This window comes from Streptomyces afghaniensis, assembly GCF_044327915.1.
GTDB classification, from domain to species: domain Bacteria; phylum Actinomycetota; class Actinomycetes; order Streptomycetales; family Streptomycetaceae; genus Streptomyces; species Streptomyces afghaniensis.
The window spans coordinates 147763-170986 of record NZ_JBIRGJ010000012.1; the positions used below are offsets into that span (position 1 = coordinate 147763).

The window sequence follows — 23224 nt, forward strand, 5'->3', positions numbered from 1 at the left end:
TGCCTCAGAGCGCGTCGGGGCCGCGCTCGCCGGTCCGGACCCGTACGGCCGTGTCGACCGGGATGGACCAGACCTTGCCGTCACCGATCTTGCCGGTGCGGGCCGCCTTGACGACGACGTCGATCAGCTGCTCGGCGTCGTCGTCCTCGACCAGGACCTCGATGCGGATCTTGGGGACCAGGTCGACCGTGTACTCGGCACCGCGGTAGACCTCGGTGTGGCCCCGCTGACGACCGTAGCCGCTGGCCTCGGTGACCGTCAGGCCGTGCACTCCGAATGCCTGGAGGGCTTCCTTGATCTCGTCGAGCCGGTGCGGCTTCACGACGGCGGTGATGAGCTTCATGCGTCCACCTTCTTGCTCTCGGCTCCGGCCACGGCGGCCGCGACGGCGGCGGTCTTGGCGGCACCGCCACCGGCGCCGCTGAAGTCGTATGCGGTCTCGGCGTGCTCGGCCTGGTCGATGCCGGCGACCTCGTCGTCCTCGGTGACCCGCATACCCATGGTCTTGTCGAGGATGAAGGCGAGGAGCGCGGAGACGATCAGCGAGTAGGCCAGCACCGCGAAGACACCGGCGCACTGCTTCCAGAACTGGGTCAGGCCGCCGCCGTAGAAGAGGCCCGCGACGTCGGACTGGCCGTGGCCGCTGGCGAAGAAGCCGATCAGCAGGGAGCCGACGACACCGCCGACCAGGTGGACGCCGACGACGTCGAGCGAGTCGTCGTAGCCGAACTTGTACTTCAGGCCGACGGCCATGGCGCACAGCACACCGGCGATGGCGCCGACGGCGATCGCGCCGAGCGGGCTGACCGCACCGCCGGACGGGGTGATGGCGACCAGACCGGCGACCGCGCCGGAGGCGGCGCCCAGCGTGGTGAACGCGCCGTGGCGGATCTTCTCGTAGATGAGCCAGGCCAGCATGGCGGCGGCGGTGGCGATCTGCGTGTTGACGAACATCAGCGCGCCGACGCCGTCGTCGTTGCCGAGCCAGGAGCCGGCGTTGAAGCCGAACCAGCCGAACCACAGCAGACCGGCACCGAGCATGACCAGCGGCAGGCTGTGCGGGCGCATCGGGTCCCGCTTGAAGCCGACGCGCTTGCCGATGACGAGGATCACGCCGAGGGCGGCGGCACCGGCGTTGATGTGGACCGCCGTACCACCGGCGAAGTCGATCACACCCAGCTCGAAGGCCCAGCCGCCGGCGCCCCAGACCCAGTGCGCGACCGGGAAGTAGACGACCGTGGCCCACAGGGCGACGAACAGCGCCCACGCGCTGAACTTCACGCGGTCGGCGAGGGCACCGCTGATCAGGGCGGGCGTGATGATCGCGAACATCAGCTGGAAGACCATGAACACGAAGATCGGGATGGTGTAGCCGTCCCACAGCTGGGTCAGGCCGATGTTGCTGAGGCCGACCCAGTCGGAGTTCCAGCCGATGAGGCTGCCGGAGTCGGTGCCGAACGCCATGGAGAAGCCGTACAGCACCCACAGGATGGTGACGATCCCCAGGCTGATGAAGCTCATCATCAGCATGTTCAAGGTGCTCTTGACGCGGACCATGCCTCCGTAGAAGAAGGCCAGGCCCGGGGTCATGAGCATCACCAGGGCGGAACAGATGAGCATGAACCCTGTGTTGGCGGCAGACAGCTTGGGTGCTTCTGCGGCAAGGGTGATGGCTGGTGCCATCGGCGTCTCCTCGTCGTTGGTACGGCCCCGTGCGGGCGAAGCCTCGAGCGGAATGAGGGGTGGGCCGGTTATGCGCCACGAGATTGGCGCAGCGCGGTTTCGGTGGAAGCCCCTCGTTGTTTCGCCGCCGTGACGAAGGCGCTCTGTGTGTTACGCCTCGATGAACTGCCGGATGCCGGCCGCGTCGATCGTTATCGTGACGCAATCTTCCGCGAGGAAGCAGGTCCGGCCGCGGTCGGCCTTCCGATGACCTGGCATGGGGGAGCCGAGTCGGGCAGTTCGGGAGGGCCGGCCGCGGCCGGGGTTCAGGGGATGGGCGGATTCTGGGAGGACGGCAGCTCAGACGGCCTCGGCCGTCTCGGGCAGCTCGGCTGCGAGCCGCTCGGTGAGGTCGACGACCTCGCCGAGGTCACCGAAGTCGCGTGCGGCCGTGTCGACCGTCTTTCGGATACGAGTGTTGACCCGCTCGGAGCGGACCTTCTTGGCGACCTGCATGGCCTGTGAGGCGTACACGGTGCACTGCTCGGGCTCGCGCTGGAGGAGGTTCACCGTGGCCATGCCGATCAGGTTCAGTGCGTACGACCGCTGGTGCTCGCCGTCCTCGGAGAAGAGCTCCACGGCCCGCTTCATCAGGGGCTCGGCCAGCGAGGCGTAGGTCGGGCTGCGGCCGGCGACATAGGCCAGGTCGCGGTACGAGTGCGAGTTCTCGCCGTACAGCTCGGCCTCGGAGAAGAAGCGGATCCAGTCGGGGTCGGGCTCGTCCCACTCGTCGGCCTCGGCGAAGGTGTCCTCGGCCATCCGGACCGCCCGCTTGCACTTGCCGGGCTGGCCCATGTTGGCGTAGGCGCGGGCCTCCATCGCATACAGCATCGACTGGGTCCGCGGGCTCGCGCAGTCCCGGCTGCCGTACTGCGCGAGGTGGATCAGCTCCAGCGCGTCGTCGGGCCGGCCGAGGTGGATCATCTGCCGGCTCATGCTGGACAGCACGTACGAACCGAGGGGCCGGTCACCGGCCTCCTTCGCGGCGTGCAGCGCGAGGACGAAGTACTTCTGGGCCGTCGGCTGGAGCCCGATGTCGTACGACATCCAGCCGGCCAGCTCGGCGAGCTCGGCGGCGACCTTGAACAGGCGCCGGGTGGTGGTCTCGGGCTGGGGCTCCTGGAGGAGGTCCGTCACCTCGTGCAGCTGGCCGACGACCGCCTTGCGGCGCAGGCCGCCGCCGCACTGGGCGTCCCACTGCCGGAACATCACGGTCGTGGACTCCAGGAGGTCCAGCTCCGGCTTGGAGAGCCGGCCGCGGGCCCGCCCGGAGGCGCCGGCCGCGGGCTCGGGCTCCGACCGCGGTGCCGGGGGCGAGGGCACGAGCCAGCGCTGCATGGGCTCGATGAGGGCCGGGCCCGCAGACAGGACCAGCGAGCTCCCGAGGAAGCCGCGCCGCGCCAGCATCAGGTCGCTGCGCGAGAACTCGCTGAGCAGGGCCACGGTCTGCGGGCCCGTCCAGGGCAGGTCGACGCCGGTCGCGGAGGGTGACTGGCGCGCGGTGCGCAGCCCCAGGTCCTCGACGGAGACGACGACGCCGAAGCGCTCCGAGAACAGCTCGGACAGGATCCTGGGGATCGGCTCGCGGGGGTTCTCGCCGTCGAGCCAGCGGCGCACGCGCGAGGTGTCCGTGGAGATGTGGTTGGCGCCCAGCTGGCGGGCCCGGCGGTTGACCTGGCGGGCGAGCTCGCCCTTGGACCAGCCGCTGCGCACGAACCAGGAGGTGAGCAGCTCGTTCGGGCGCTTGTCAGCGTGCGTCGCGTTTGCAGCGTTCGTCCCGCTTCCGCCGTTGCCGCTCACTGGAACGCCCCCATCCCTGAGACCACTTGTCGCCGAGTGCGCCAAGCCCTATCAGCATGCCGGTTCGTACGGCCGCCCGTCCGGTCCTTGTCACCCTTCGAACGGAATACCGACTTGCCTCCGGCATACCCACGAGTGCATGTGCCCCCAGGACTCGTGCACACAAAGTAATCCTACGATCACCCGTCCAGCCACGGCTCACACGGAAACGCCACCATTCGCCACCCCTTCGAATGAACTCACGTCCACGCGACCGCGATTGACTTGACACAGGACAACCAGGAGCGGGTGCAGCGATGCACTCAGGGGCGCGTGTCGCCAGGCGCACCACCCTGGGTGCTTCCGGGCGCGGAGTGAACCGATCGCCGCCGGGAAGGCGGAAACAGAGAGTCACGCACCGCGTCCGCAGCGTAACCACCGGTGCGTCGGACCCGTTGGAGGGGGCATGGGCTTCACGATCGGCATCAGCCGGGGCATGCGCGACATCCGGTCCGGCTCCCGCCGCCGCGGCCGCACGTCGGACGGCACGGCCGTGGCCGAGTACACCGGCCTGTGGGGATGGGACGTGGTGCCGGGCGCCCGGGCCGCGGCGGGCGCCTGCTCCTGCGGCCGCCGTGACTGCCCGGCGCCGGGCGCGCATCCGCTGGACTTCGCGCCGGTGATCCCCGCGGGGGCGACGCTGGACGACGTTACCGAGACCTGGGGCGAGTTCCCGGGCGCCTCGGTGATGCTGCCGGTCGGCCGGGCGTTCGACGTCATCGAGGTGGCCGAACCGGCCGGCTGCCGCGCGCTCGCCCGGCTGGAACGCATGGGCCTGCCCGTCGGCCCGGTCGCGGCGACGCCGGACGGCCGCGCCCACTTCTTCGTCGCCCCCGGCGCCGCCGCCGACCTGCCCGGCCTGCTCTACCGCATGGGCTGGGACGACCCGGCCGCCCTCGACCTGCGCGGCCTCGGCCCCGGCGCGCACATCACGGCACCGCCCTCCGACCGCGGCGGCCTCGGCCCAGTGCGCTGGCTGCGCTCCCCCGCCCTGGACTCGGCGTCCAGGCCCCCGGAGGCCCGCCTGGTGCTGGGCACGCTGGCGTACGTGGCGCACCGTTCACGCGCCTAGGGCCTGTCGTTTGGATCACGCCGGTGAACAGCACGGTCGCTTTCCTGCGACCTGATCCAAACGACAGGCCCTAGGCGCATCTGGGACGGACACAGCGAAGCGCCCGACCCGACGGTGTATCGGGGCGGGCGCTTCGTACCGCATACGAAATTCCGGATGTGGCTGCCGGGCGGTTGCCGCAGCTCACTCTCCGATAAGAGCGTCAACGAACGCCTCCGGCTCGAACGGTGCCAGGTCGTCCGCACCCTCGCCGAGCCCGACCAGCTTGACCGGGACGCCCAGCTCGCGCTGGACCGCGACTACGATGCCTCCCTTGGCCGTGCCGTCCAGCTTGGTGAGGACGATGCCGGTGATGTCGACGACCTCGGCGAAGACCCGGGCCTGGACCAGGCCGTTCTGGCCGGTGGTGGCGTCGAGCACGAGCAGCACCTCGTCCACCGGGGCCTGCTTCTCCACGACCCGCTTGACCTTGCCGAGCTCGTCCATGAGGCCGGTCTTGGTGTGCAGACGGCCGGCGGTGTCGATGAGCACGACGTTCGCGCCCATCTCCTTGCCCTCCTTGACCGCGTCGAAGGCGACGGAGGCCGGGTCGCCGCCCTCCGGTCCGCGCACGGTGTAGGCACCGACGCGCTCGCCCCAGGTCTGGAGCTGGTCGGCGGCGGCGGCACGGAAGGTGTCGGCGGCACCGAGAACCACGCTCTGGCCGTCGGCCACCAGGACGCGGGCGAGCTTGCCGGTGGTGGTGGTCTTACCGGTGCCGTTGACGCCGACGACCAGCACGATGCCCGGCTTGCGGTCCTCCGGCTCGGTCCTGACCGTGCGGTCCATGTCCCGGCCGACCAGCGTGACCAGTTCCTCACGCAGCAGGGTGCGCAGTTCGTCGGGGGTGCGCGTGCCGAGCACCTTCACGCGCTCGCGCAGGCGCTCGACCAGTTCCTGGGTGGGCTGCACACCGACGTCGGCGGTGAGCAGGGTGTCCTCGATCTCCTCCCAGGTGTCCTCGTCGAGGTGCTCGCGCGACAGCAGGGTCAGCAAACCCTTGCCGAGAGCGTTCTGCGAGCGGGAGAGCCGGGCCCGCAGCCTGACCAGGCGGCCTGCGGTGGGCTCCGGGATCTCGATCTCGGGAGCCTCGGCGGGCGGCTCCTCGACGACGACCGGAGCCGATCCGTCCGGGAGATCCACCTCCTCTATCGTGCGCCGCGGTTCCTCCCGCGGCGTCTCGGCCTCGTCGCCGACGTGCGGCTCGGCCGGTGGGGCGGTGATGTCGGGCGCTGCGGGCGGGGGCGGGGGCAGCTGCTTCTTGCGCCGGCTGCCGACGATGAGCCCGCCGAGCGCGCCGAGCACGACCACGGCGATGACTACAGCAAGGATGACGATGTCCATAACGGGTCCAGTATCAGTCATGGGGCCCCGGGTCACGCGGCTTGTGCCGCCCTCCCGGCACCGGGGCCGCCGGATCTCCACACCCCTGGATGTCTGACGCCCCGTCAGCTAACGTCCTCCGGACACCCGCCCGGTGGAGGGAGACATCCCATGCCCGTCTCGGTCGTACGCTTCAACCTCGTCGCTCCCGGGGCCGCCCCCGCCGAGCTCGGCGCCCGTTACCGGGCGGCCCTGGAGATGGCGTCGTACGCCGACGACCAGGGCGTGACCACCGTGCAGACGGAGGAGCACCACGGGGCCGGCAACAACTGGCTGCCGTCGCCGTTCGCCTTCGCGGGGGCCGTCTTCGGCGCCACTCGGCGTGTCGCGGTCACGGTCTCGGCGATCATCGGCCCGCTGCACGACCCCCTGCGGCTCGCCGAGGAGATCGCCGTGCTGGACCTGCTGAGCGGCGGCCGGCTGGTGACGGTCGCCGGGATCGGGTACCGGCCCGAGGAGTACGACCTGTTCGGCGTGGACTTCACCCGGCGCGGGCGGCTCCAGGACGAGCTGCTGGAGACGCTGCTGAAGGCATGGACCGGCGAGCCCTTCCGCTACCGGGGCCGCACGGTCCGCATCACTCCGCGTCCGTACACCCAGCCGCACCCGCTGCTCCTGGTCGGCGGCTCTTCCAGGGCCGCCGCCCGCCGGGCCGCCCGGCTCGGCCTGCCCTTCTTCCCCAGTGCGCATCTGCCGGAGCTGGAGGCGTATTACAAGGAGCGTCTCGTCGAGTACGGCACCGAGGGCTGGGTGATGATGCCCGCCGCCGAGACACCGCTGCTGCATGTGGCCGAGGACCCGGACCGGGCGTGGGCACAGTACGGGGAGCACTTCCTGCACGAGGCGCGGACGTACGCCTCCTGGCAGTCGGGCGGGGTGCGCTCGGCGGTGAAATCGGCGGCGACGACGGTCGGGGACCTGCGCGCGGAGGGCGTCTACCGGATCCTCGCGCCGGAGCAGTGTGCGGGGCTGGGGCTGGACTCCTTCGTCCTGCATCCGCTCGCGGGCGGGATGCCGGTGGAGGAGGGGTGGCGGAGTCTGCAGCTGTTCTGCGAGCAGGTGCTGCCGCGGTTGGCGGGCTGACGCGCCCGATTTCCGCTGGAACGCCACCGCCCGTCGATGATGCACTGCGCGCATGACCTTGTCGGTGGATGTGTTCGTGCGCGACGCGAACGGAGAGTGGCGGGTCCTCGACGTCCCGGAGGGGTGCGACGACTCCGCCGGCTTCGAGGCCTGGCGCCGAACGGTGTGGGGCTCCGGGACGGTGCGCTCACTGGGCGCGCGCCACCTTCCGGTCCTGGCCGAGGACAACCTGTTCGTCGAGGCCGACGAGGTGCCCGGTTTCCTGCGGGAGGTGGCACTGCTGCGGGCAAAAGAGTCGTGCCGGCGTCCTGATCTGGTGAACGACGGACCGCCGCCCCGGCTCGGGCAGTGGCCGAACCGGGGCGGCGGCGGGTTACGGGGAGAGGGGCAGCGGGGACTTTGGCCCTCCTCCCCGAGTGTGCGGGACGGGCTCAGCCCATCTCCTCCAGGGCCTTGCCCTTCGTCTCCTTGACGAACTTCAGGACGAACGGGATGGAGAGCGCGGCGAACGCCGTGTAGATCACGTAGGTCGCGGACAGGTTCCAGTCGGCCAGCGACGGGAAGCTCGCGGTGATCGCCCAGTTGGCGATCCACTGCGCGGCCGCGGCCACGCCCAGGGCGGCGGCACGGATCTTGTTGGGGAACATCTCGCCGAGGAAGACCCAGACGACCACGCCCCAGGACAGGGCGAAGAAGAGGACGAAGATGTGCGCGGCGATCAGGGCGATCCAGCCCTGCGTGGCGGGCAGCTTGCCGTCGACCAGGTGGTACGAGAACGCCCAGGCCTCCAGCGCCAGGCCGATGACCATGCCGACCGAGCCGATGATCGCGAGCGGCCGGCGGCCGATGCGGTCGACGAAGATCATCGCGATGACGGTGCCGACGATGTTGATGATCGACGTGGTGAAGGAGTAGAAGAACGAGTCCGTCGGGTCGACGCCGACCGACTGCCACAGCGTCGAGGAGTAGTAGAACGCGACGTTGATGCCGACGAACTGCTGGAAGACCGACAGTCCGATACCGACCCAGACGATCGGCTTGAAGAAGAAGCTGCCGCCGAGCAGGTCCTTGAAGCTGGACTTGTGCTCGCTCTTCATGGCGTGCTCGATCTCGGTGACACGGGCGTCCAGGTCGACGTCCTTGCCCTCGACCTCGGTGAGGATCTCCCGGGCGCGCTCGTGCCGGCCGACGGAGATGAGGAAGCGCGGGGACTCCGGGATGACGAAGGAGAGCAGCCCGTAGAGGACGGCCGGGACGACCATGACGCCGAGCATGACCTGCCAGGCTTCCAGGCCCATCAGCTTGCCGCGCTGGTCGCCGTCGGCGGCGTTCAGTACACCCCAGTTGACCAGCTGCGACACGGCGATGCCGATGACGATCGCGGCCTGCTGGAAGGAGCCGAGCCGGCCGCGGTAGGCGGGCGGGGCGACTTCGGCGATGTAGGCCGGGCCGATCACCGAGGCCATACCGATGGCGAAGCCGCCGACGACGCGCCAGAAGGCGAGGTCGTACAGGGCGAAGGGCAGCGCCGAGCCGACGGCGCTGATCGTGAAGAGGACCGCGGCGATCTGCATGCACCGGATGCGGCCGATGCGGTCGGCTATGCGGCCGGCGGTCGCGGCGCCGATGGCGCAGCCGATGAGGGCGATGGCGATGACCTGGGCGAGGGCTGCGGAGCCGACGTCGTAACGGTCCCGGATGGCCTCGACGGCGCCGTTGATCACGGAACTGTCGTAGCCGAAGAGGAAACCGCCCATCGCGGCCGCTGCCGCGATGAAGATGACATGCCCGAGATGCTCGGGATGAGCCGCCCTGGCTCCGGACTTGGGTGCCTGCGCTGTGCTGGTCACGTGTACTCCTCGGGCCACCGGCAACGCTGCCGGAGCGAATCAGCCTTCGAGGTGCCACCTGAAGGTACCTGAAGGTAAAAGGAACGTTGCCGAGACTATGTCTTCAAGTTTCGAAGTCAATAGGTCCCAGCCTGTGAATCTGAGGCAGAGGTGTGTCAGTGATGTGTTCAAGAATTGAAGGCTCGAAGAGCCGCAGGTGAGACAGGTGTAGAGCACACCTATCTAGCGGAGGCGCTGGCTGATGACCTTCGACACACCGTCGCCCTGCATGGAGACGCCGTACAGCGCGTCGGCGACCTCCATCGTGCGCTTCTGGTGGGTGATCACGATCAGCTGGGAGGCTTCCTGGAGCTCCTGCATGATCCGGATGAGCCGCTGGAGGTTGGTGTCGTCGAGGGCGGCCTCGACCTCGTCCATGACGTAGAACGGACTGGGCCGTGCCTTGAAGATCGACACGAGCAGCGCCACGGCGGTCAGCGACCGCTCCCCTCCGGAGAGCAGTGACAGCCGCTTGACCTTCTTGCCCGGCGGACGGGCCTCGACGTCCACGCCCGTGGTGAGCATGTTGTCGGGGTCGGTCAGGATCAGCCGCCCCTCACCACCCGGGAACAGCCGGCTGAAGACGCCCTCGAACTCCCGGGCCGTGTCCCGGTAGGCCTCGGTGAAGACCTGCTCGACACGCTCGTCGACCTCCTTCACCACCTGGAGGAGATCCGCCCGCGTCTTCTTGAGGTCCTCCAGCTGCTCGCTGAGGAACTGGTGACGTTCCTCCAGCGCCGCGAACTCCTCCAGGGCGAGCGGGTTCACCTTGCCGAGCTGCTGGTAGGCGCGCTCGGCCGACTTCAGGCGTTTCTCCTGCTCGGAGCGGACGAAGGGCCTCGGCCGGTTGCGCGGGTGCTCCGGATCCTCCGGCAGCTCCTCGCCCTCGGCGGGGGGCGAGGGCGGCACGAGCTGGTGCGGTCCGTACTCCGCCACGAGCCCGGCCGGTTCCACACCCAGCTCCTCCAGCGCCTTCGTCTCCAGCTGCTCGATCCGCAGCCGCTTCTCGGCGCCGAGTACCTCGCCCCGGTGGACCGAATCCGTCAACTTGTCGAGTTCGGCCTTGAGATCGCGTCCCTCGGTGCGGGCGCGGGCGAGTTCCTGTTCGCGGCGGGCCTTGGCGGCCTCGGCCGCGGTGCGCTCCTCGTCGGCGCGGGCGAGGGAGACCTCGACGTGGGCGAGCAGCTGCCGGGCGCCCGAGCCGACGGCCTCGGCGACGGCCGCCTCGTGCCGCAGGCGGTTGCGCCGCTGCTCGGCACGCGCGCGTGCCTCGCGTTCCGCGCGGGCGGCCCGGTCCAGGGAGTCGGCCCGTCCGGCCAGTCCCTTGACCCGTTCCTCGTGCGTACGGACCTGGAGGCGGGCCTCCATCTCGGTCTGGCGCGCGTTGGCGCCGTCGGCGGCGAGCCGGTCCCTTACTGAGGTGTCGGGCTCCTCCTCGATCGGCATCTCCTCGGCGACGGCGAGCCGCTCCGCGAGTTCCTCCACCTCTTGCAGCGCCTTGTCGAGGGCCTCCTGGGCACGGGCCGCGGCGGCGGTGGAACGCTCGGCCTCCCCCGCCGCGCCCCGGGCCTGCCCGGCGAGCCGGCCGAGCTGCTGGGCCACGGCCGACTTCTCCCGGTCGGCGGCCCGGCGCCGCTCCCCCAGCTCCTCGACCAGCGCGGCACACTCCCTGCGGCGTTCCACCGCCGCCTGCTGGGCCTCGGTCAGCTCCTCGCAGCGGACGGCGAGCTCTTCCAGCTCGGCTGCGGCCTCGTCGACGGAGGCCTGTACTTCGAGCAGGCTGGGGGCGCCGGCGGAGCCGCCGTGGGCGAAGTGGGCGCCGAGGAGGTCGCCTTCGGCCGTCACGGCGGTGAGGTCGGGGTGGGCGTAGAGGACGTCTTCGGCGTCTTCGAGGGTGCCGACGACGACGATGCCGTGGAGCAGCCGTCGGACGGCAGGCATGAGGTCGGTGGGGCCGCGGACCAGGTCGGCGGCGTAGGTGTGTCGTGCGTCTGCGGGTTCGTCGGGGCTGGTCGCGCCCACGCGGCGGCAGCCGCATGTCTGACACAGCCCCGCGCCCCCGGGGCGGGGGTCTCCTGCCAGGAGCAGAGTCGCACGGCCTCCGTCCTGTTTGCGCAGGAGTCGGATCGCGTCTGCCGCCGACGACGGGCTCGTCACCGCGATCGCGTCCGCCGCGGCTCCGAAGGCTGCCGCGAGGGCGACTTCGTGGCCCGGGGTCACCGTCAGGAGTTCCGCCGCCGGGCCGAGGATGCCGGAGAGACGGTCCTGCGCCGCGAGCAGTATCCCGGTGCCGTCCTTGCGGCGCAGGCCGAGCGCCAGGGCCTCGTGGCGGGCCTGGGTGGCGGCGCGCTTGCGCTCCGCCGCAGTGGTCGCCTCGCGGGCTGCCGTGAGGGCGGCCTCGGCGTCGGTGAGCTGCTGCTTCGCCGCCTCGTGCTGCTCGGCGAGTTCGACGTCGCCGGCGTCGAGGCCGTCGACCTCGGCCTGGAGGGCCTCGTACTCCTCCTGGGCTGCGACGGCACGTTCCTGCGCCTCGTCGCGGGCGGCGGCCAGGCGTTCGATCTCGGCCTGGGCGGAGGCCGCGCGGGAGCGGGCCGCGTTGACCTGGCCGCTGAGCCGGGCCAGTCCCTCGCGCCGGTCGGCGATGGCCCGGGCGGCGTCCTTCAGGCGCCGTTCCTCCTGGGTCAGGGCACGCTCCAGCTCGGCGCGGTGGGAGACCGTGTCCTCCAGGGCGTGTTCGGCCGCCTCCAGGGCCGCTTCCAGCTCGGCCTCCTGCTCGCGGATGCGGGCGGCCTCGCGCTCCATGTCCTCGGGGTCGCGGCCACGCCGTTCCTCGGGGGGCGCGGAGGTGGCGCTCTTCACGCGGGCGTCGGCCAGCGAGATCGTGCCGCGCACCCGCTCGGCGAGCTGGGAGAGCTCGTACCAGGTCTGCTGGGCGCGCTGCAGGCGCGGCGTGAGCTGCCGTACCTCGTCCTCCAGGAGCGCCTCGCGCTGGAGCGCCTTGCGCAGCTCCTGCTCGGCGGCCTCCTTGCGCTCCTTCAGCGCGGCCTCGTCGGCGACCTCGGCCTTGAGGGCTTCCCGCAGCCGTACGAGGTCGTCGGCCAGCAGGCGCAGCCGGGCGTCGCGCAGGTCGGCCTGGATGACGGCGGCCCGGCGCGCGACCGCGGCCTGGCGGCCGAGGGGCTTGAGCTGCCGTCTGAGTTCGTCGGTGAGGTCCTGCACGCGTGCCAGGTTGGCCTGCATCGCGTCCAGCTTGCGCAGCGCCTTCTCCTTGCGCTTGCGGTGCTTGAGGACGCCGGCGGCCTCCTCGATGAAGGCCCGGCGGCCCATGGGGTCGGCGTGCAGCACGGAGTCGAGCTGGCCCTGCCCGACGATGACGTGCATCTCGCGGCCGATGCCGGAGTCGGAGAGGAGCTCCTGGATGTCGAGGAGGCGGCAGGTGTCGCCGTTGATCTGGTACTCGCTGCCGCCGTTGCGGAACATGATCCGCGTGATGGTGACCTCGGCGTACTCGATGGGCAGGGCCCCGTCGGAGTTGTCGATGGTCAGGGACACCTCGGCCCGGCCCAGCGGGGGGCGGCCGGTGGTGCCGGCGAAGATGACGTCCTCCATCTTGCCGCCGCGCAGCGACTTGGCGCCCTGCTCGCCCATGACCCAGCTGAGCGCGTCCACGACGTTGGACTTGCCCGAGCCGTTCGGTCCGACGACGCACGTGATGCCCGGCTCGAACCGGAGTGTGGTCGCCGATGCGAACGACTTGAACCCGCGGAGGGTCAGGGCCTTGAGGTGCACGCCGCTGGACTCTACCGCCCGGGTTCGTCTCACTCCATGAACCCACGGTTTCGCCGCTGAACGCGCAGGGCACATCAGACGTTAAAGACAGTGAAAGGATGCGCGGGGGAAAGAAAGAAGGGACGCCTAGGGCGTCCCTTGCACTTCTGACAACTCAGCGGTTGTGACGGGCGGCCCAACCACTGCGGTGCTGTTGTGGAGCGGTGCAGTGATCAGGTGAGCGCAGGCTCCGCCTGGTGTGCGTCAACGCTCTCCATGATCCTGTCGTGAGAAGCGGCAGCCGTCAGCGCTTCGTTCTCCGCCTGGATCCGTACGAGCTCGGATTCCAGGTCCTGGACGCGCTGCTGGAGCCGTCGCATCTCGGCGAGGAGTCGAGGGTCGGAGCCGCCGACGTAACCGAGAAGCGCCTTTGCCATGATGGATGGTCCTCCACAATGAGTGACCGACCGATGCGGTGTGGGTCGTGAGGGATTCCGCACCCGCAGTCTTGGCAGGGCCTGGAGTTGTGCTGCCGTTCAGCCATGCCAAACAGCTAGGTGCGCGGGGTGCTTTCAGCGTCTCACCAAAAAGTTTGACGGTCAACACGATCACGCCCCGTATTGGCGGCAACCCGGGCGCGCACGGCCTGGAACGGCGGTGTCGGCGCTTCTGCGGGGCCTTCGGGGCGTGGCGATCATCCTTGCGTGTGCGGTCTGCCAAGGCAAGTGATTCTCGGCAATCACCAGCAAGTTTCCGTTCGGGGAGGCCCCCGGCGGCCGGTCCGCGGGCGGGCCCGGGGGCCGTCCGGCGGTGTGGAGTCAGCGGATGGCGAAGCCCTCGTAGCCTCCGCGAGGTGTGTCCCAGATCTCGGTGACGCCGTCCACGCGGCCGGGCGTGTCGTCACTCTGGAGCCACTGCAGCAGGCCTTCACAGCCCTCTCGCGCGCCCTCCGCGACCACTTGGACGCGTCCGTCGCCCAAATTGAGAGCAAAACCACTCAGGCCGCCGATCTCCAGGGCCTTGGCCCGCGTGAACCAGCGGAAACCCACACCTTGGACGCGTCCACGCACCCAGGCGACCAGTCGCACATCCTCACTCATGACTGCAACCTAACCGCCCGATCTCGCTCGCGGCACTTCCTCCACTTGCGCCATGCGGTACCGTCCCCACCCAACGAATCTCATATGAAACTCACACGATCGAGTGAGTTTGGTGTTGATCTCGAGGACGAGTCGACCGCCAGGACGAGGAAGGCCAGGACATGGGACGCCACCGACGCTCCGCCGCCGGCCGCGCCGCCACGGGCCGCGCCACGGGGATCACGCAGGCCGACGGCTCCGTCGCAGGCCGCGACCCGCTGCACTCCCCCGCGGGGGACGGCCCGACGATGGGCATCGCGCCCTACCTGAACCCCGAGGCGTACGCCGGCACCTACGCGAAGAGCGAGGCCTACCTGTTCGCCACGGGCGCCTCCGAGCCGGGTGACGGCTACGACAACCAGAACGCCGGCACGGCCCACTTCGCCGGTGACAGCTTCACTCCCGACGGCGGCGCCCGGCGTTCCGGCTCACACCGCCGCCGGAAGAAGGCTGCCGCACGGCCGATGCGCACCGGGCTGCTCGGCGTGTCCGCCGCGGTCGCCATCGGCACGGTCGCGGTCGCCACGGGCGCGGTGCCCGGCCTCGAGAACTACCGGCTCGGTGGTGGCGGCGGCGCCGACAAGGTGCAGGCCGGGGACACACCGACGAACAGCCCGATCGAGCAGGGTGGCACCACCGGCAGCGCCGACGGCCGGGACGGCGCGCCCACGAGCCGGGACGCCGAGCGCTCCCTGTCGCCGTCGCCGTCACCGTCCGCCTCGAAGTCGTCGGCCGCGCCGACGAAGACGCCGGAGAAGACGGCGACGCCGGAGAAGCCGGAACAGACGCCGGAGAAGAAGGCACCGGCGGCCACCCCTCGCGAGAAGCAGGACGACACCCCCTCCCGTACGGCCACGAAGGCGCCGCAGAAGCCCAGCGCGCCCGCCGCCCTCTCCGAGGAGTCCGCCGCCGCTGCCCAGGTGCTCAAGCTCGTGAACGAGGAGCGGGCCAAGGTGGGGTGCAGTGCGGTCGCCGCGAACAGCGCGCTGACCGAGCTGGCGCAGGACTACAGCGAGGACATGGCCGCGCGGGGCTTCTTCGACCACACCGACCCGGACGGCAGGACGCCGTGGGACCGGGCCGGGAAGGCCGGGATATCCAACCTCGGCGGGGAGAACATAGCCCGCGGCCAGGCCGACGCCGCGGCGGTGATGGACGCCTGGATGAACAGCCCCGGCCACCGCGCCAACATCCTGAACTGCGACTTCAAGACGCTGGGCGTCGGTGTCGAGTTCGGGTCGGGCGGCCCGTGGTGGACCCAGAACTTCGGCTACTGAGCCGGATGCTGAGCCCTGCGGTGCGCTAACCACCGGTTAGCGCAATCTGTCGGTTAGCGCTGCGCTGGCGTACGCTGGGCATATGACCACGACCCAGGAGCTCACGGCGGGGCTGGACGACCTCCCGTACAACGTGTTCGCCAAGGCCTGCCCTTCGCGCGGCACGCTGGAGCACGTCACGGGCCGCTGGGGCGCGCTGACGCTGGGCGCCCTGTACGAGGGCTCGCTGCGCTTCAACGAGCTGCGTCGCCGCGTCGACGGCGTCAGCGAGAAGATGCTCTCCCAGACGCTGCACGCGCTGGAGCGCGACGGCCTGGTGCACCGCGAGGCCCAGCCGACCAATCCGCCCCGCGTGGACTACGAACTGACGCCGCTGGGACGCGGCGTGGCCGAGCGGCTGCTCGCTCTGATCCACTTCGTGGAGGGCAGCATGGACGACGTACTGACCGCGCGCGAGCGGTACGACGCCGCTAGGGCGTGATCCGCGGGGGCCGCTGGCACTTGGGGCAGTAGTAGCTCGACCGGTTCATCCAGGGCCGTCGGCGTATCGGGGTGCCGCAGCGCCGGCAGGGCAGGCCCTCGCGGCCGTACGCGTCGAGGGACCGGTCGAAGTAGCCCGACTCGCCGTTGACGTTGACGTACAGGCTGTCGAAGCTGGTGCCGCCCACCGCGAGGGCCGCGTTCATGACGTCCCGCACATGGCCGAGGAGCAGCAGGGTGCGCGGGCGCGTGAAGGTCGCGGTCGGGCGCTCGTAGTGGATGCGGGCGCGCCACAGGGCCTCGTCCGCGTAGATGTTGCCGACGCCGCTGATCAGCGACTGGTCGAGCAGGGCCCGTTTGATCGTGGACCGCTTGCGGCGCAGCGCCCGGTGGAAGGCCTCGTCGTCGAAGAGCGGATCGAGCGGGTCGCGGGCGATGTGCGCGATGACGTCGGGCAGGCCGTCCGGGGTGTTGTCGTGCAGCGACAGGCCGCCGAAGGTGCGCTGGTCGACGAAGCGGAGTTCGGTGTCCAGGGTGTCGGTGAAGCGGACGCGGATGCGCAGGTGCTTCTCGTCCGGGGCCGTGTGGGGCTGCACCAGCAGCTGGCCGCTCATGCCGAGGTGGGCGAGGATCGACTGATCCGTGTCCTCCAGGGGCAGCCACAGGTACTTGCCGCGGCGGCTCGGGACGCCGATGCGGTGGCCCTTGAGCCGGTGCGCGAAGTCGTCGGCGCCCGCGAGGTGGCGGCGCACGGCGCGCGGGTGGAGCACCTCGGCCTCGGCGACGGTCCGGTGGGCGACCCACCGCTCCAGACCGCGCCGGACGACCTCGACCTCGGGCAACTCGGGCATGGGGGTCCCCCGTCACAAACGTGCGGATGACCCGAGCGCCCGACCCCGGGCAGGGGCGGGCGCTCGGGTGCGCTGTGCTGTGCCGGCCGCCGGGTGAGGGCGGCCGGCTTGTCAGCCGTCGACGCTGCTGCCGTCGACGGCCGTGTGGGCGGCCTGAGCCGCCGCCGTCTGCGTCGCCTCGGCGGCCTTGGCCGCCTTGGCGCGCTCGTCCGCCGCGGCCCGGATGGACCGCCACGCGGACTCGGCGGCCTGCTGCTCCGCCTCCTTCTTGCTGCGGCCGGTGCCGGTGCCGTACGAGACGCCTCCGACGCGGGCGGCAGCAGTGAAGGTCTTCTCGTGGTCGGGGCCGGTCTCCGTGACCAGGTACTCGGGCACGCCGAGCCCCTCGGTCGCGGTGAGCTCCTGGAGGCTGGTCTTCCAGTCCAGGCCGGCTCCGAGGTTCGAGGACTTCTCGATCAGGGGGTCGAACAGGCGGTGCACCAGCTCCGCCGCCGAGTCCAGGCCCTGGTCGAGATAGACCGCGCCGATCACCGCTTCCAGGGTGTCGGCGAGGATGGACGCCTTGTCCCGCCCGCCCGTGCCCTCTTCACCGCGGCCGAGCCGGATGAAGGAGCCCAGGTCGAGCCCGCGGCCCACCTCGGCGAGCGCACGCGAGTTCACCACCGCGGCCCGCAGCTTGGCCAGCTGGCCTTCAGGCAGGTCGGGGTGGGTGCGGTACAGCGTGTCCGTGACGACCAGGCCGAGCACGGAGTCCCCGAGGAACTCCAGACGCTCGTTGGTCGGCAGACCGCCGTTCTCGTATGCGTACGACCGGTGGGTCAGTGCTCGCACCAGAAGGGCGGACTCGACCTTGTAGCCGAGCCGCCCTTCCAGAAGCGTGTGGGACGAGGCCTGGTTGTCCGCCGTTGTGCTTCCGCTCACGCGGGAAGGCTTGTTCTTAGGCGTGGACACAGTGCCTCTCACCAGCCGCTCAGACCTCGAGGACCTGGCGCTTGTTGTAAGTGCCGCAAGAGGGGCACGCGATGTGCTGCTGCTTGGGCTCGTGGCAGCGCTCGCACGCAACCAGGGTGGGGACCGCAGCCTTCCACTGCGACCGGCGGTGGCGCGTGTTGCTGCGCGACATCTTCCGCTTCGGAACAGCCACGGCTACTTCTCCTGCTTCTCGTCGACGCCCGGTTCGGCGCCGCTCATCTCGTCCTTCTCGCCGTCCTTCATGGTGCCGGCGAGTCCCTGCAATGCCGCCCAACGGATGTCGACGGCGTCATGGTGGTGGTCCGGGTCGTCCGCCAGCCGTGCGCCGCACTCGGCACACAGACCAGGGCAGTCTTCCTGGCACACCGGCTGCATCGGCAGTGCGAGCACCACCGCATCACGCAGCACGGGCTCGAGGTCGAACAGGCCGTCCTCGAGGAAGAGCCTGTCCTCGTCGTCCTCGGCGTCGTCGCCCGGCTCCGCGATCACGCGGCCCCGGTCGTCGGCGTCAGGGTACGAGAACATCTCCTGGAACTCCGCTTCGACGTCGAGCTGAAGCGGCTCCAGACACCTTACGCACTCCCCCTCGGCAGCGGCACGGGCGGTGCCTGTGACGAGCACACCTTCCATGACCGACTCCAGGCGGAGTTCGAGCTCCACCGGGGCGCCTTCCGGCACTCCGATGACTCCCTTAATACCGAGGTCCTGGGGAGCGTCGACCGTGCGGGTCAGGCGCTGTAGCGCACCAGGCCGCCGACCCAGCTCGTGTGTGTCGAACACGAGGGGGTTGCGGTGGTCGAGGCGGGCGTTCAGGGCCATTCCTGCTTTCGGTCTGCTGAGCTGAGGGAGACGCCGCCCTTCGGTGTTCCCGGGCAGCGGTGATCGCGGACGTACGCGCGACCGAAGAGCCAGGATACTGGACCTTTGCCTGTCGGCCCAATCCGGTGCTCAGCCGTTGCCGCGGCCCTGCTCATAGGCCCGGAGCTGCTCGGCGCTGATCATGCCGGTGTCGAAGAGGCTGGTCTCGTCCAGGGCGTATGCCTGGTGCCCCTGATGCTCGTGTTGCCCGGGCTGGGCCTGTTGCGCCTGCTGGGCCTGGTTCTGGTCGTACGCGGCCTGCTGGGGGTCGTAGCCCTGGTAGGCGTAGGGATCGGCGTGCTGGTAGCCGTACGGGTCCTGCTGGGCGGCGTACGGCTGTTGCGGGTAGCCGCCGCTGTAGGGGTCGGGCTGCTGCTGGTAGGCGTAGGCCGGCTGCGGCTGGCCGTAGTCCTGCTGCTGGGCGGGCTGCTCGGCCGGGGGCTTCTCCTCCGCGAGGGCGGCCAGGCCGGCGAGGTAGTCGGCGTCGCTGGAGTGCTGGACGGTGCTGTTGTCGTCGGCGAGGGCGCCGAGGTCGTCGGTGGCGATCCGGCCGTGCAGCTTCTGCCGGCCGCGGCCGACGGCGTCCAGGGTCTTGGCGAGGACCGCCTCGAAGGCGCCGAGCTTGACGTCGACGTACTCGTCGGCGGTGCGGCGCAGGGTCTCCGGGTCGTGGCTGCGCTCGGGGGCGTCCTCGTCCTCGTAGCCCTGCTCGTCGGTGCCGGGGCCGGTGCCGAGGAGCTTCTCGCGGCCGCGGCCGACGGAGCCGAGGGTCTTGGTGAGGACGACCTCGAAGTTGGCGAGCTTGGAGTCGACGTAGTCGTCGGCCTCGGCGCGGATCTCCTCGGCCTCCTGGCGGGCCTCGGCGAGGATCCGGTCGGCCTCGGCCTGGGAGCGGCGGGCGACCTCGGTGTCGGAGATCAGTGAGCCGCGCTCGGCGTGCGCGGTCTGGATGATGCGCTCGGCCTCCTGGCGGGCCTGTTCGACCATCTGCTCGCGGTCGCCGATCAGCTCCTGGGCCTGGGCGAGGGAGCCGGGCAGCGCCGCGCGCACCTCTTCCAGCATGGAGAGCAGTTCGGCGCGGTTGACCACGCACGAGGCCGACATGGGCATGGACCGGGCGCCGGAGACCGCGGCGACGATCTCGTCGAGCTTCTTCTGCACGTCCACCGTGTGCTCGCCACTCTCTACAGATGCGTTGGAGACGGACGGGACGACTGTACGGCCAGGGGGATGCCGGGGAACACCGGGTGACGGCCTGTCAGGCTCCGGTGGGGTGTCCGAGGCTGGTTCAGTCCCGCCCCAGGCGCTCGGTCAGGGCCTGGAGGACCTCCGCCGGAACCAGGTGGGAGACGTCGCCGCCCCAGGTCGCGACCTCCTTGACCAGGGAGGACGACAGGAAGCTGTAGGTGGGGTTGGTGGGGATGAAGAGGGTCTCCACGCCCGAGAGGCCGTTGTTCATCTGGGCCATCTGGAGCTCGTAGTCGAAGTCGCTGACCGCGCGCAGGCCCTTGACGATGGCCGGGATGTCGCGCTGCTTGCAGAAGTCCACGAGCAGGCCGTGGAAGGCCTCGACGCGGACGTTGCCGTACTCGGCGGTGACCCGGCGGATCAGGTCGATCCGCTCCTCGATCTCGAACAGGCCCTTCTTCGACTGGTTGATCATCACCGCGACGTAGACCTCGTCGTACAGCCTGGAGGCGCGGGAGATGATGTCGAGGTGTCCGTTGGTGATCGGGTCGAACGACCCGGGACATACGGCGCGGCGCACTTGTGATCCCTCGCTCTCCGGTCCGGTCATCGTGCGTCTTCGCACGTAGAGGCGGCGCGACCGTACCAAAACGTTCCCTCGCCGTAACGACGGGCCCGGAGGGCTTCGAAACCCTCGGGCCACCGGAATTCACCGCCCCTGGTGCTGCGCTCCACGGTGACGAGGGCTTCTTCGGCGAGCCAGCGTTCCGCGCGGAGTGTGAGCAGGATCTCGCGAAGATCGTCGTCCGTGACGGCGTACGGGGGATCGAGGAAGACAAGGTTGTACGGGTCGCCGGGGGGTGTCGTGCGGATGATCTGTTCCGCTTTGCCTGATCTGACCTCGGCGCCGGGGAGTCCGAGGGACTTCACGTTGTCGCGGACCGTGCGGGCCGCTCGCGCGTCGGCCTCGACGAGGAGGGCGTGGCCCGCGCCTCGGGAGAGGGCCTCCAGGCCTACGGCTCCTGATCCCGCGTAGAGGTCGAGGACGCGTTCGCCTTCCAGGGGGCCGCCCAGGAGGGATTGCCAGGTGGAGAAGAGGCCCTCTCGGGCGCGATCCGATGTGGGGCGGGTTCCTGTTCCTGGCGGGACGGCCAGGCGGCGTCCGCCGGCCGTGCCGGCGATCACGCGGGTCATCTGTGGTCCTTGGGTGTGGGCGGCTTCAGGTTCATTGTGGCTGGTCGTGCCCGCGCGGCGGTAGCCGCATATGGACTACAGTCCCGCGCCCCTTGGGGGCAATACCTGTCACCCCTTTTCCAAGTACTGCTCCCTTTCCTCGTCCAAGAGGGCGTCCAGTGCTGTCCGCAGGGCCGGGAGGTGGGTCAGCTCCGGGTCCTCGGCCACCACCGCTGCCGCCTCTTCCCTCGCCTCGGCGATGATCTCCTCGTCCTCGATGACCGCGAGCATCCTCAGGCTGGTGCGGGCGCCCGACTGTGCCTGGCCCAGGACGTCGCCCTCCCGGCGTTGTTCCAGGTCGATGCGGGAGAGTTCGAAGCCGTCGAGGGTCGCGGCGACGGCGTTCAGGCGCTGGCGGGCCGCGCTCGCCTCGGGCATCTCACTGACCAGGAGGCACAGGCCGGGGGCCGAGCCGCGGCCCACGCGGCCGCGCAGCTGGTGGAGCTGGGAGACGCCGAAGCGGTCGGCGTCCATGATCACCATGACCGTGGCGTTGGGGACGTTGACGCCGACCTCGATGACCGTCGTGGCGACCAGGACGTCCGTCTCCCCGGCGGCGAAGCGGCGCATGACCGCGTCCTTGTCGTCGGGGTGCATGCGGCCGTGCAGCACCTCGACCCGGAGGCCTTGGAGGGGTCCTTTGACCAGCTGGTCGGCCACATCGAGGACGGCGAGCGGCGGGCGCTTCTCCGCGGCGTCCTCGGGGGACCCGGGGGCTTCGGAGGACTTCTTCCTGCCGGCCTTCTTCGGGTCGTCCTCCTCGTCGCCGATGCGGGGGCAGACCACGTACGCCTGATGGCCGTTGCCCACTTCCTCGCGGACCCGTTCCCAGGCGCGGGCCAGGAAGTGCGGCTTGTCGGCGGCCGGGACGACATGGCTGGCGATCGGCGAGCGGCCGGCCGGGAGCTGGTCGAGGACGGAGGTCTCCAGGTCGCCGAAGACCGTCATAGCGACCGTGCGCGGAATGGGCGTGGCCGTCATGACCAGGAGGTGCGGGGGCTGTTTGCCCTTGCCGCGCAGGGCGTCGCGCTGTTCGACGCCGAAGCGGTGCTGTTCGTCGACCACCACCAGGCCCAGGTCGTGGAACTGCACCTTGTCCTCGATCAGCGCATGCGTGCCGATGACGATGCCGGCCTCGCCCGTGGTGAGGTCGAGCAGGGCCTGGCGGCGGGCGGCCGCGCCCATGGATCCGGTGAGCAGCACCACCTTGGTGGCCTGGTCGGCCCCGCCCAGCATGCCGCCCTCGGCCAGCTCGCCCATCATCTCGACGATCGACCGGTGGTGCTGCTGGGCGAGCACTTCGGTGGGCGCGAGCATGGCGGCCTGGCCACCGGCGTCCACCACGGCGAGCATGGCGCGCAGGGCGACCATGGTTTTTCCCGATCCGACCTCTCCTTGCAGCAGCCGGTGCATCGGGTGGTCGGTCGCCAGGTCCTCGAAGATCTCCCGGGAGACCCGCTGCTGGCCCTCGGTGAGGGTGAACGGGAGGCGGGCGTCGAAGGCCGTGAGAAGGCCGTCGGGGCTGGGTGTGCGGGGGACCGCGGGGAGCTGGGCGTCCGCGTGGCGGCGGCGGGCGAGGGCGACCTGGAGGACGAAGGCCTCGTCCCATTTCAGGCGGGCGCGGGCGTCCTCGATGTCCGCCTTGGTGTGCGGGCGGTGGATCTTCAGGAGGGCCTCGGGGAGGGGCACCAGGCCGCGGCCCCGGCGCAGGGATTCCGGCAGCGGGTCGGCGGCCTCCTGGGCGGTGGGCAGGACCGTCTGGAGCGCCTTGCCGATCTTCCAGGACTCCAGCTTGGCGGTGGCCGGGTAGATCGGGATCAGGGCGCCGGCCCACGTCTCGACGGACTCGGCGGGGTCTTCGGAGTCGCCCCGCAGCAACTCGTAGGCCGGGTGGGCGAGTTGGAGACGGCGGTTGAAGACGGAGACCTTGCCCGCGAACATCGCGCGGGTGCCCGGCAGGAGCTCCTTGTGGGGCTTGTGAACGCCGTTGCCGAAGAAGACCAGTTGGAGGCGGCCGCTGCCGTCCGTGATCGTGACCTCCAGGCGCTGGCCCTTGCCGCGCGGGGCCCTGGCGGAGGCGAAGGTGTGCAGGCGGGCGTCGGCGACCTGGGCGACCACCGTGACGTGCTCGTCCATGGGGAGGTCGGCGAGGTGTGTGAGCTGGCCGCGCTCCTCGTATCTGCGCGGGTAGTGGTGGAGCAGGTCACCGACGGTGCGCAGGCCGAGGTGCTCGGCCATCACCTTCGCGGTGGCGGGGCCGAGCACCGACTTCAGTGGTTGTTGCAGCGGTTCGTGAAGTGCGGGCACGAGATCCATTGCACACCACACCACTGACAATGCCGTAGAGGCCATGGCGCAGGTCGCCGTATACGTCCCGGAAATCCCTGGTCAGGCGGCTGGTTCGGGCCTTAGGATGACGCGCTCCCGGCCC

20 protein-coding genes are annotated in these 23224 nt (G+C 70.5%); 4 read left to right on the forward strand and 16 right to left on the reverse strand.

What is annotated here, in order from left to right; all coding sequences use genetic code 11:
* Positions 1-4: 4 nt before the first annotated feature.
* The 3 genes from ACH4G3_RS39030 to nsdA all read right to left on the reverse strand — a co-directional run bounded on the left by ACH4G3_RS39030 (position 5) and on the right by nsdA (position 3522).
* Entirely contained in the window at positions 5-343 is a 339-nt protein-coding gene (locus tag ACH4G3_RS39030; RefSeq protein ID WP_003993253.1) for a P-II family nitrogen regulator, read from the reverse strand.
* Positions 340-1683 carry an ammonium transporter gene (locus tag ACH4G3_RS39035; protein WP_397628921.1) on the reverse strand — a complete coding sequence of 448 codons (1344 nt, stop codon included), beginning with the start codon at positions 1681-1683 and terminating at the stop codon, positions 340-342. Before ACH4G3_RS39035 ends, ACH4G3_RS39030 begins: the two co-directional genes overlap by 4 nt.
* A 339-nt stretch (positions 1684-2022) precedes the next feature.
* Positions 2023-3522, reverse strand: a complete 1500-nt coding sequence (gene nsdA, locus ACH4G3_RS39040; RefSeq protein WP_397628922.1) for a transcriptional repressor NsdA — start codon at positions 3520-3522, stop codon at positions 2023-2025.
* 445 nt (positions 3523-3967) lie between these two features.
* Here nsdA and ACH4G3_RS39045 point away from each other — a divergent pair, with 445 nt between their 5' ends.
* Positions 3968-4633 carry a bifunctional DNA primase/polymerase gene (locus ACH4G3_RS39045; RefSeq protein ID WP_354745427.1) on the forward strand — a complete coding sequence of 222 codons (666 nt, stop codon included), beginning with the start codon at positions 3968-3970 and terminating at the stop codon, positions 4631-4633.
* A 183-nt stretch (positions 4634-4816) separates the two neighbouring features.
* Here the strand turns inward: ACH4G3_RS39045 and ftsY are convergent, their stop codons facing one another.
* A complete protein-coding gene (gene ftsY, locus ACH4G3_RS39050; protein ID WP_397628923.1) occupies positions 4817-6016 on the reverse strand; it encodes a signal recognition particle-docking protein FtsY in 1200 nt (399 codons plus the stop codon).
* A 150-nt stretch (positions 6017-6166) separates the two neighbouring features.
* Here ftsY and ACH4G3_RS39055 point away from each other — a divergent pair, with 150 nt between their 5' ends.
* Complete coding sequence (locus ACH4G3_RS39055) at positions 6167-7138, forward strand: LLM class flavin-dependent oxidoreductase (protein ID WP_397628924.1); 972 nt, start codon at positions 6167-6169, stop codon at positions 7136-7138.
* Positions 7139-7569: 431 nt separating this feature from the next.
* On the opposite strand, the gene ACH4G3_RS39060 is transcribed toward ACH4G3_RS39055, so the two are convergent.
* From ACH4G3_RS39060 to ACH4G3_RS39075, 4 genes are all read right to left on the reverse strand, one after another.
* A complete protein-coding gene (locus ACH4G3_RS39060; RefSeq protein WP_397628925.1) occupies positions 7570-8988 on the reverse strand; it encodes a sugar porter family MFS transporter in 1419 nt (472 codons plus the stop codon).
* 222 nt (positions 8989-9210) lie between these two features.
* A complete protein-coding gene (gene smc, locus ACH4G3_RS39065; RefSeq protein WP_397628926.1) occupies positions 9211-12816 on the reverse strand; it encodes a chromosome segregation protein SMC in 3606 nt (1201 codons plus the stop codon).
* A gap of 212 nt (positions 12817-13028) precedes the next feature.
* Complete coding sequence (locus ACH4G3_RS39070) at positions 13029-13232, reverse strand: hypothetical protein (protein WP_003993245.1); 204 nt, start codon at positions 13230-13232, stop codon at positions 13029-13031.
* A 381-nt stretch (positions 13233-13613) separates the two neighbouring features.
* Positions 13614-13895 (reverse strand): acylphosphatase, encoded by a 282-nt coding sequence (locus ACH4G3_RS39075; protein ID WP_397628927.1) that lies wholly within the window; start codon positions 13893-13895, stop codon positions 13614-13616.
* A 161-nt stretch (positions 13896-14056) separates the two neighbouring features.
* Here ACH4G3_RS39075 and ACH4G3_RS39080 point away from each other — a divergent pair, with 161 nt between their 5' ends.
* Positions 14057-15211 (forward strand): CAP domain-containing protein, encoded by a 1155-nt coding sequence (locus ACH4G3_RS39080; RefSeq protein WP_397628928.1) that lies wholly within the window; start codon positions 14057-14059, stop codon positions 15209-15211.
* Positions 15212-15293: 82 nt separating this feature from the next.
* Positions 15294-15692: a winged helix-turn-helix transcriptional regulator gene (locus ACH4G3_RS39085; protein WP_243379253.1), complete on the forward strand. Its 399-nt coding sequence runs from the start codon at positions 15294-15296 to the stop codon at positions 15690-15692.
* On the opposite strand, the gene mutM is transcribed toward ACH4G3_RS39085, so the two are convergent.
* From mutM to recG, 8 genes are all read right to left on the reverse strand, one after another.
* Positions 15682-16542, reverse strand: coding sequence for a bifunctional DNA-formamidopyrimidine glycosylase/DNA-(apurinic or apyrimidinic site) lyase (gene mutM, locus ACH4G3_RS39090; protein ID WP_397628929.1), 861 nt, complete (start codon positions 16540-16542; stop codon positions 15682-15684). The genes ACH4G3_RS39085 and mutM overlap by 11 nt on opposite strands.
* A gap of 111 nt (positions 16543-16653) precedes the next feature.
* Positions 16654-17463, reverse strand: a complete 810-nt coding sequence (rnc, locus tag ACH4G3_RS39095; RefSeq protein ID WP_397628930.1) for a ribonuclease III — start codon at positions 17461-17463, stop codon at positions 16654-16656.
* A gap of 49 nt (positions 17464-17512) precedes the next feature.
* Positions 17513-17686, reverse strand: a complete 174-nt coding sequence (gene rpmF / locus ACH4G3_RS39100) for a 50S ribosomal protein L32 (protein WP_003951102.1) — start codon at positions 17684-17686, stop codon at positions 17513-17515.
* A gap of 2 nt (positions 17687-17688) precedes the next feature.
* The gene (locus tag ACH4G3_RS39105; RefSeq protein ID WP_397628931.1) at positions 17689-18333 is read right to left on the reverse strand and encodes a YceD family protein; all 645 of its coding nucleotides are present in this window, start codon (positions 18331-18333) and stop codon (positions 17689-17691) included.
* Positions 18334-18462: 129 nt separating this feature from the next.
* Positions 18463-19539, reverse strand: coding sequence for an ATP synthase F0 subunit B (locus ACH4G3_RS39110; protein WP_397628932.1), 1077 nt, complete (start codon positions 19537-19539; stop codon positions 18463-18465).
* Between the two features lie 121 nt (positions 19540-19660).
* Positions 19661-20140 (reverse strand): pantetheine-phosphate adenylyltransferase, encoded by a 480-nt coding sequence (coaD, locus tag ACH4G3_RS39115; protein WP_397629064.1) that lies wholly within the window; start codon positions 20138-20140, stop codon positions 19661-19663.
* A 26-nt stretch (positions 20141-20166) separates the two neighbouring features.
* Complete coding sequence (gene rsmD / locus ACH4G3_RS39120; protein ID WP_397628933.1) at positions 20167-20754, reverse strand: 16S rRNA (guanine(966)-N(2))-methyltransferase RsmD; 588 nt, start codon at positions 20752-20754, stop codon at positions 20167-20169.
* Positions 20755-20862: 108 nt separating this feature from the next.
* Entirely contained in the window at positions 20863-23109 is a 2247-nt protein-coding gene (recG, locus tag ACH4G3_RS39125) for an ATP-dependent DNA helicase RecG (RefSeq protein ID WP_397628934.1), read from the reverse strand.
* Positions 23110-23224: the final 115 nt, after the last annotated feature.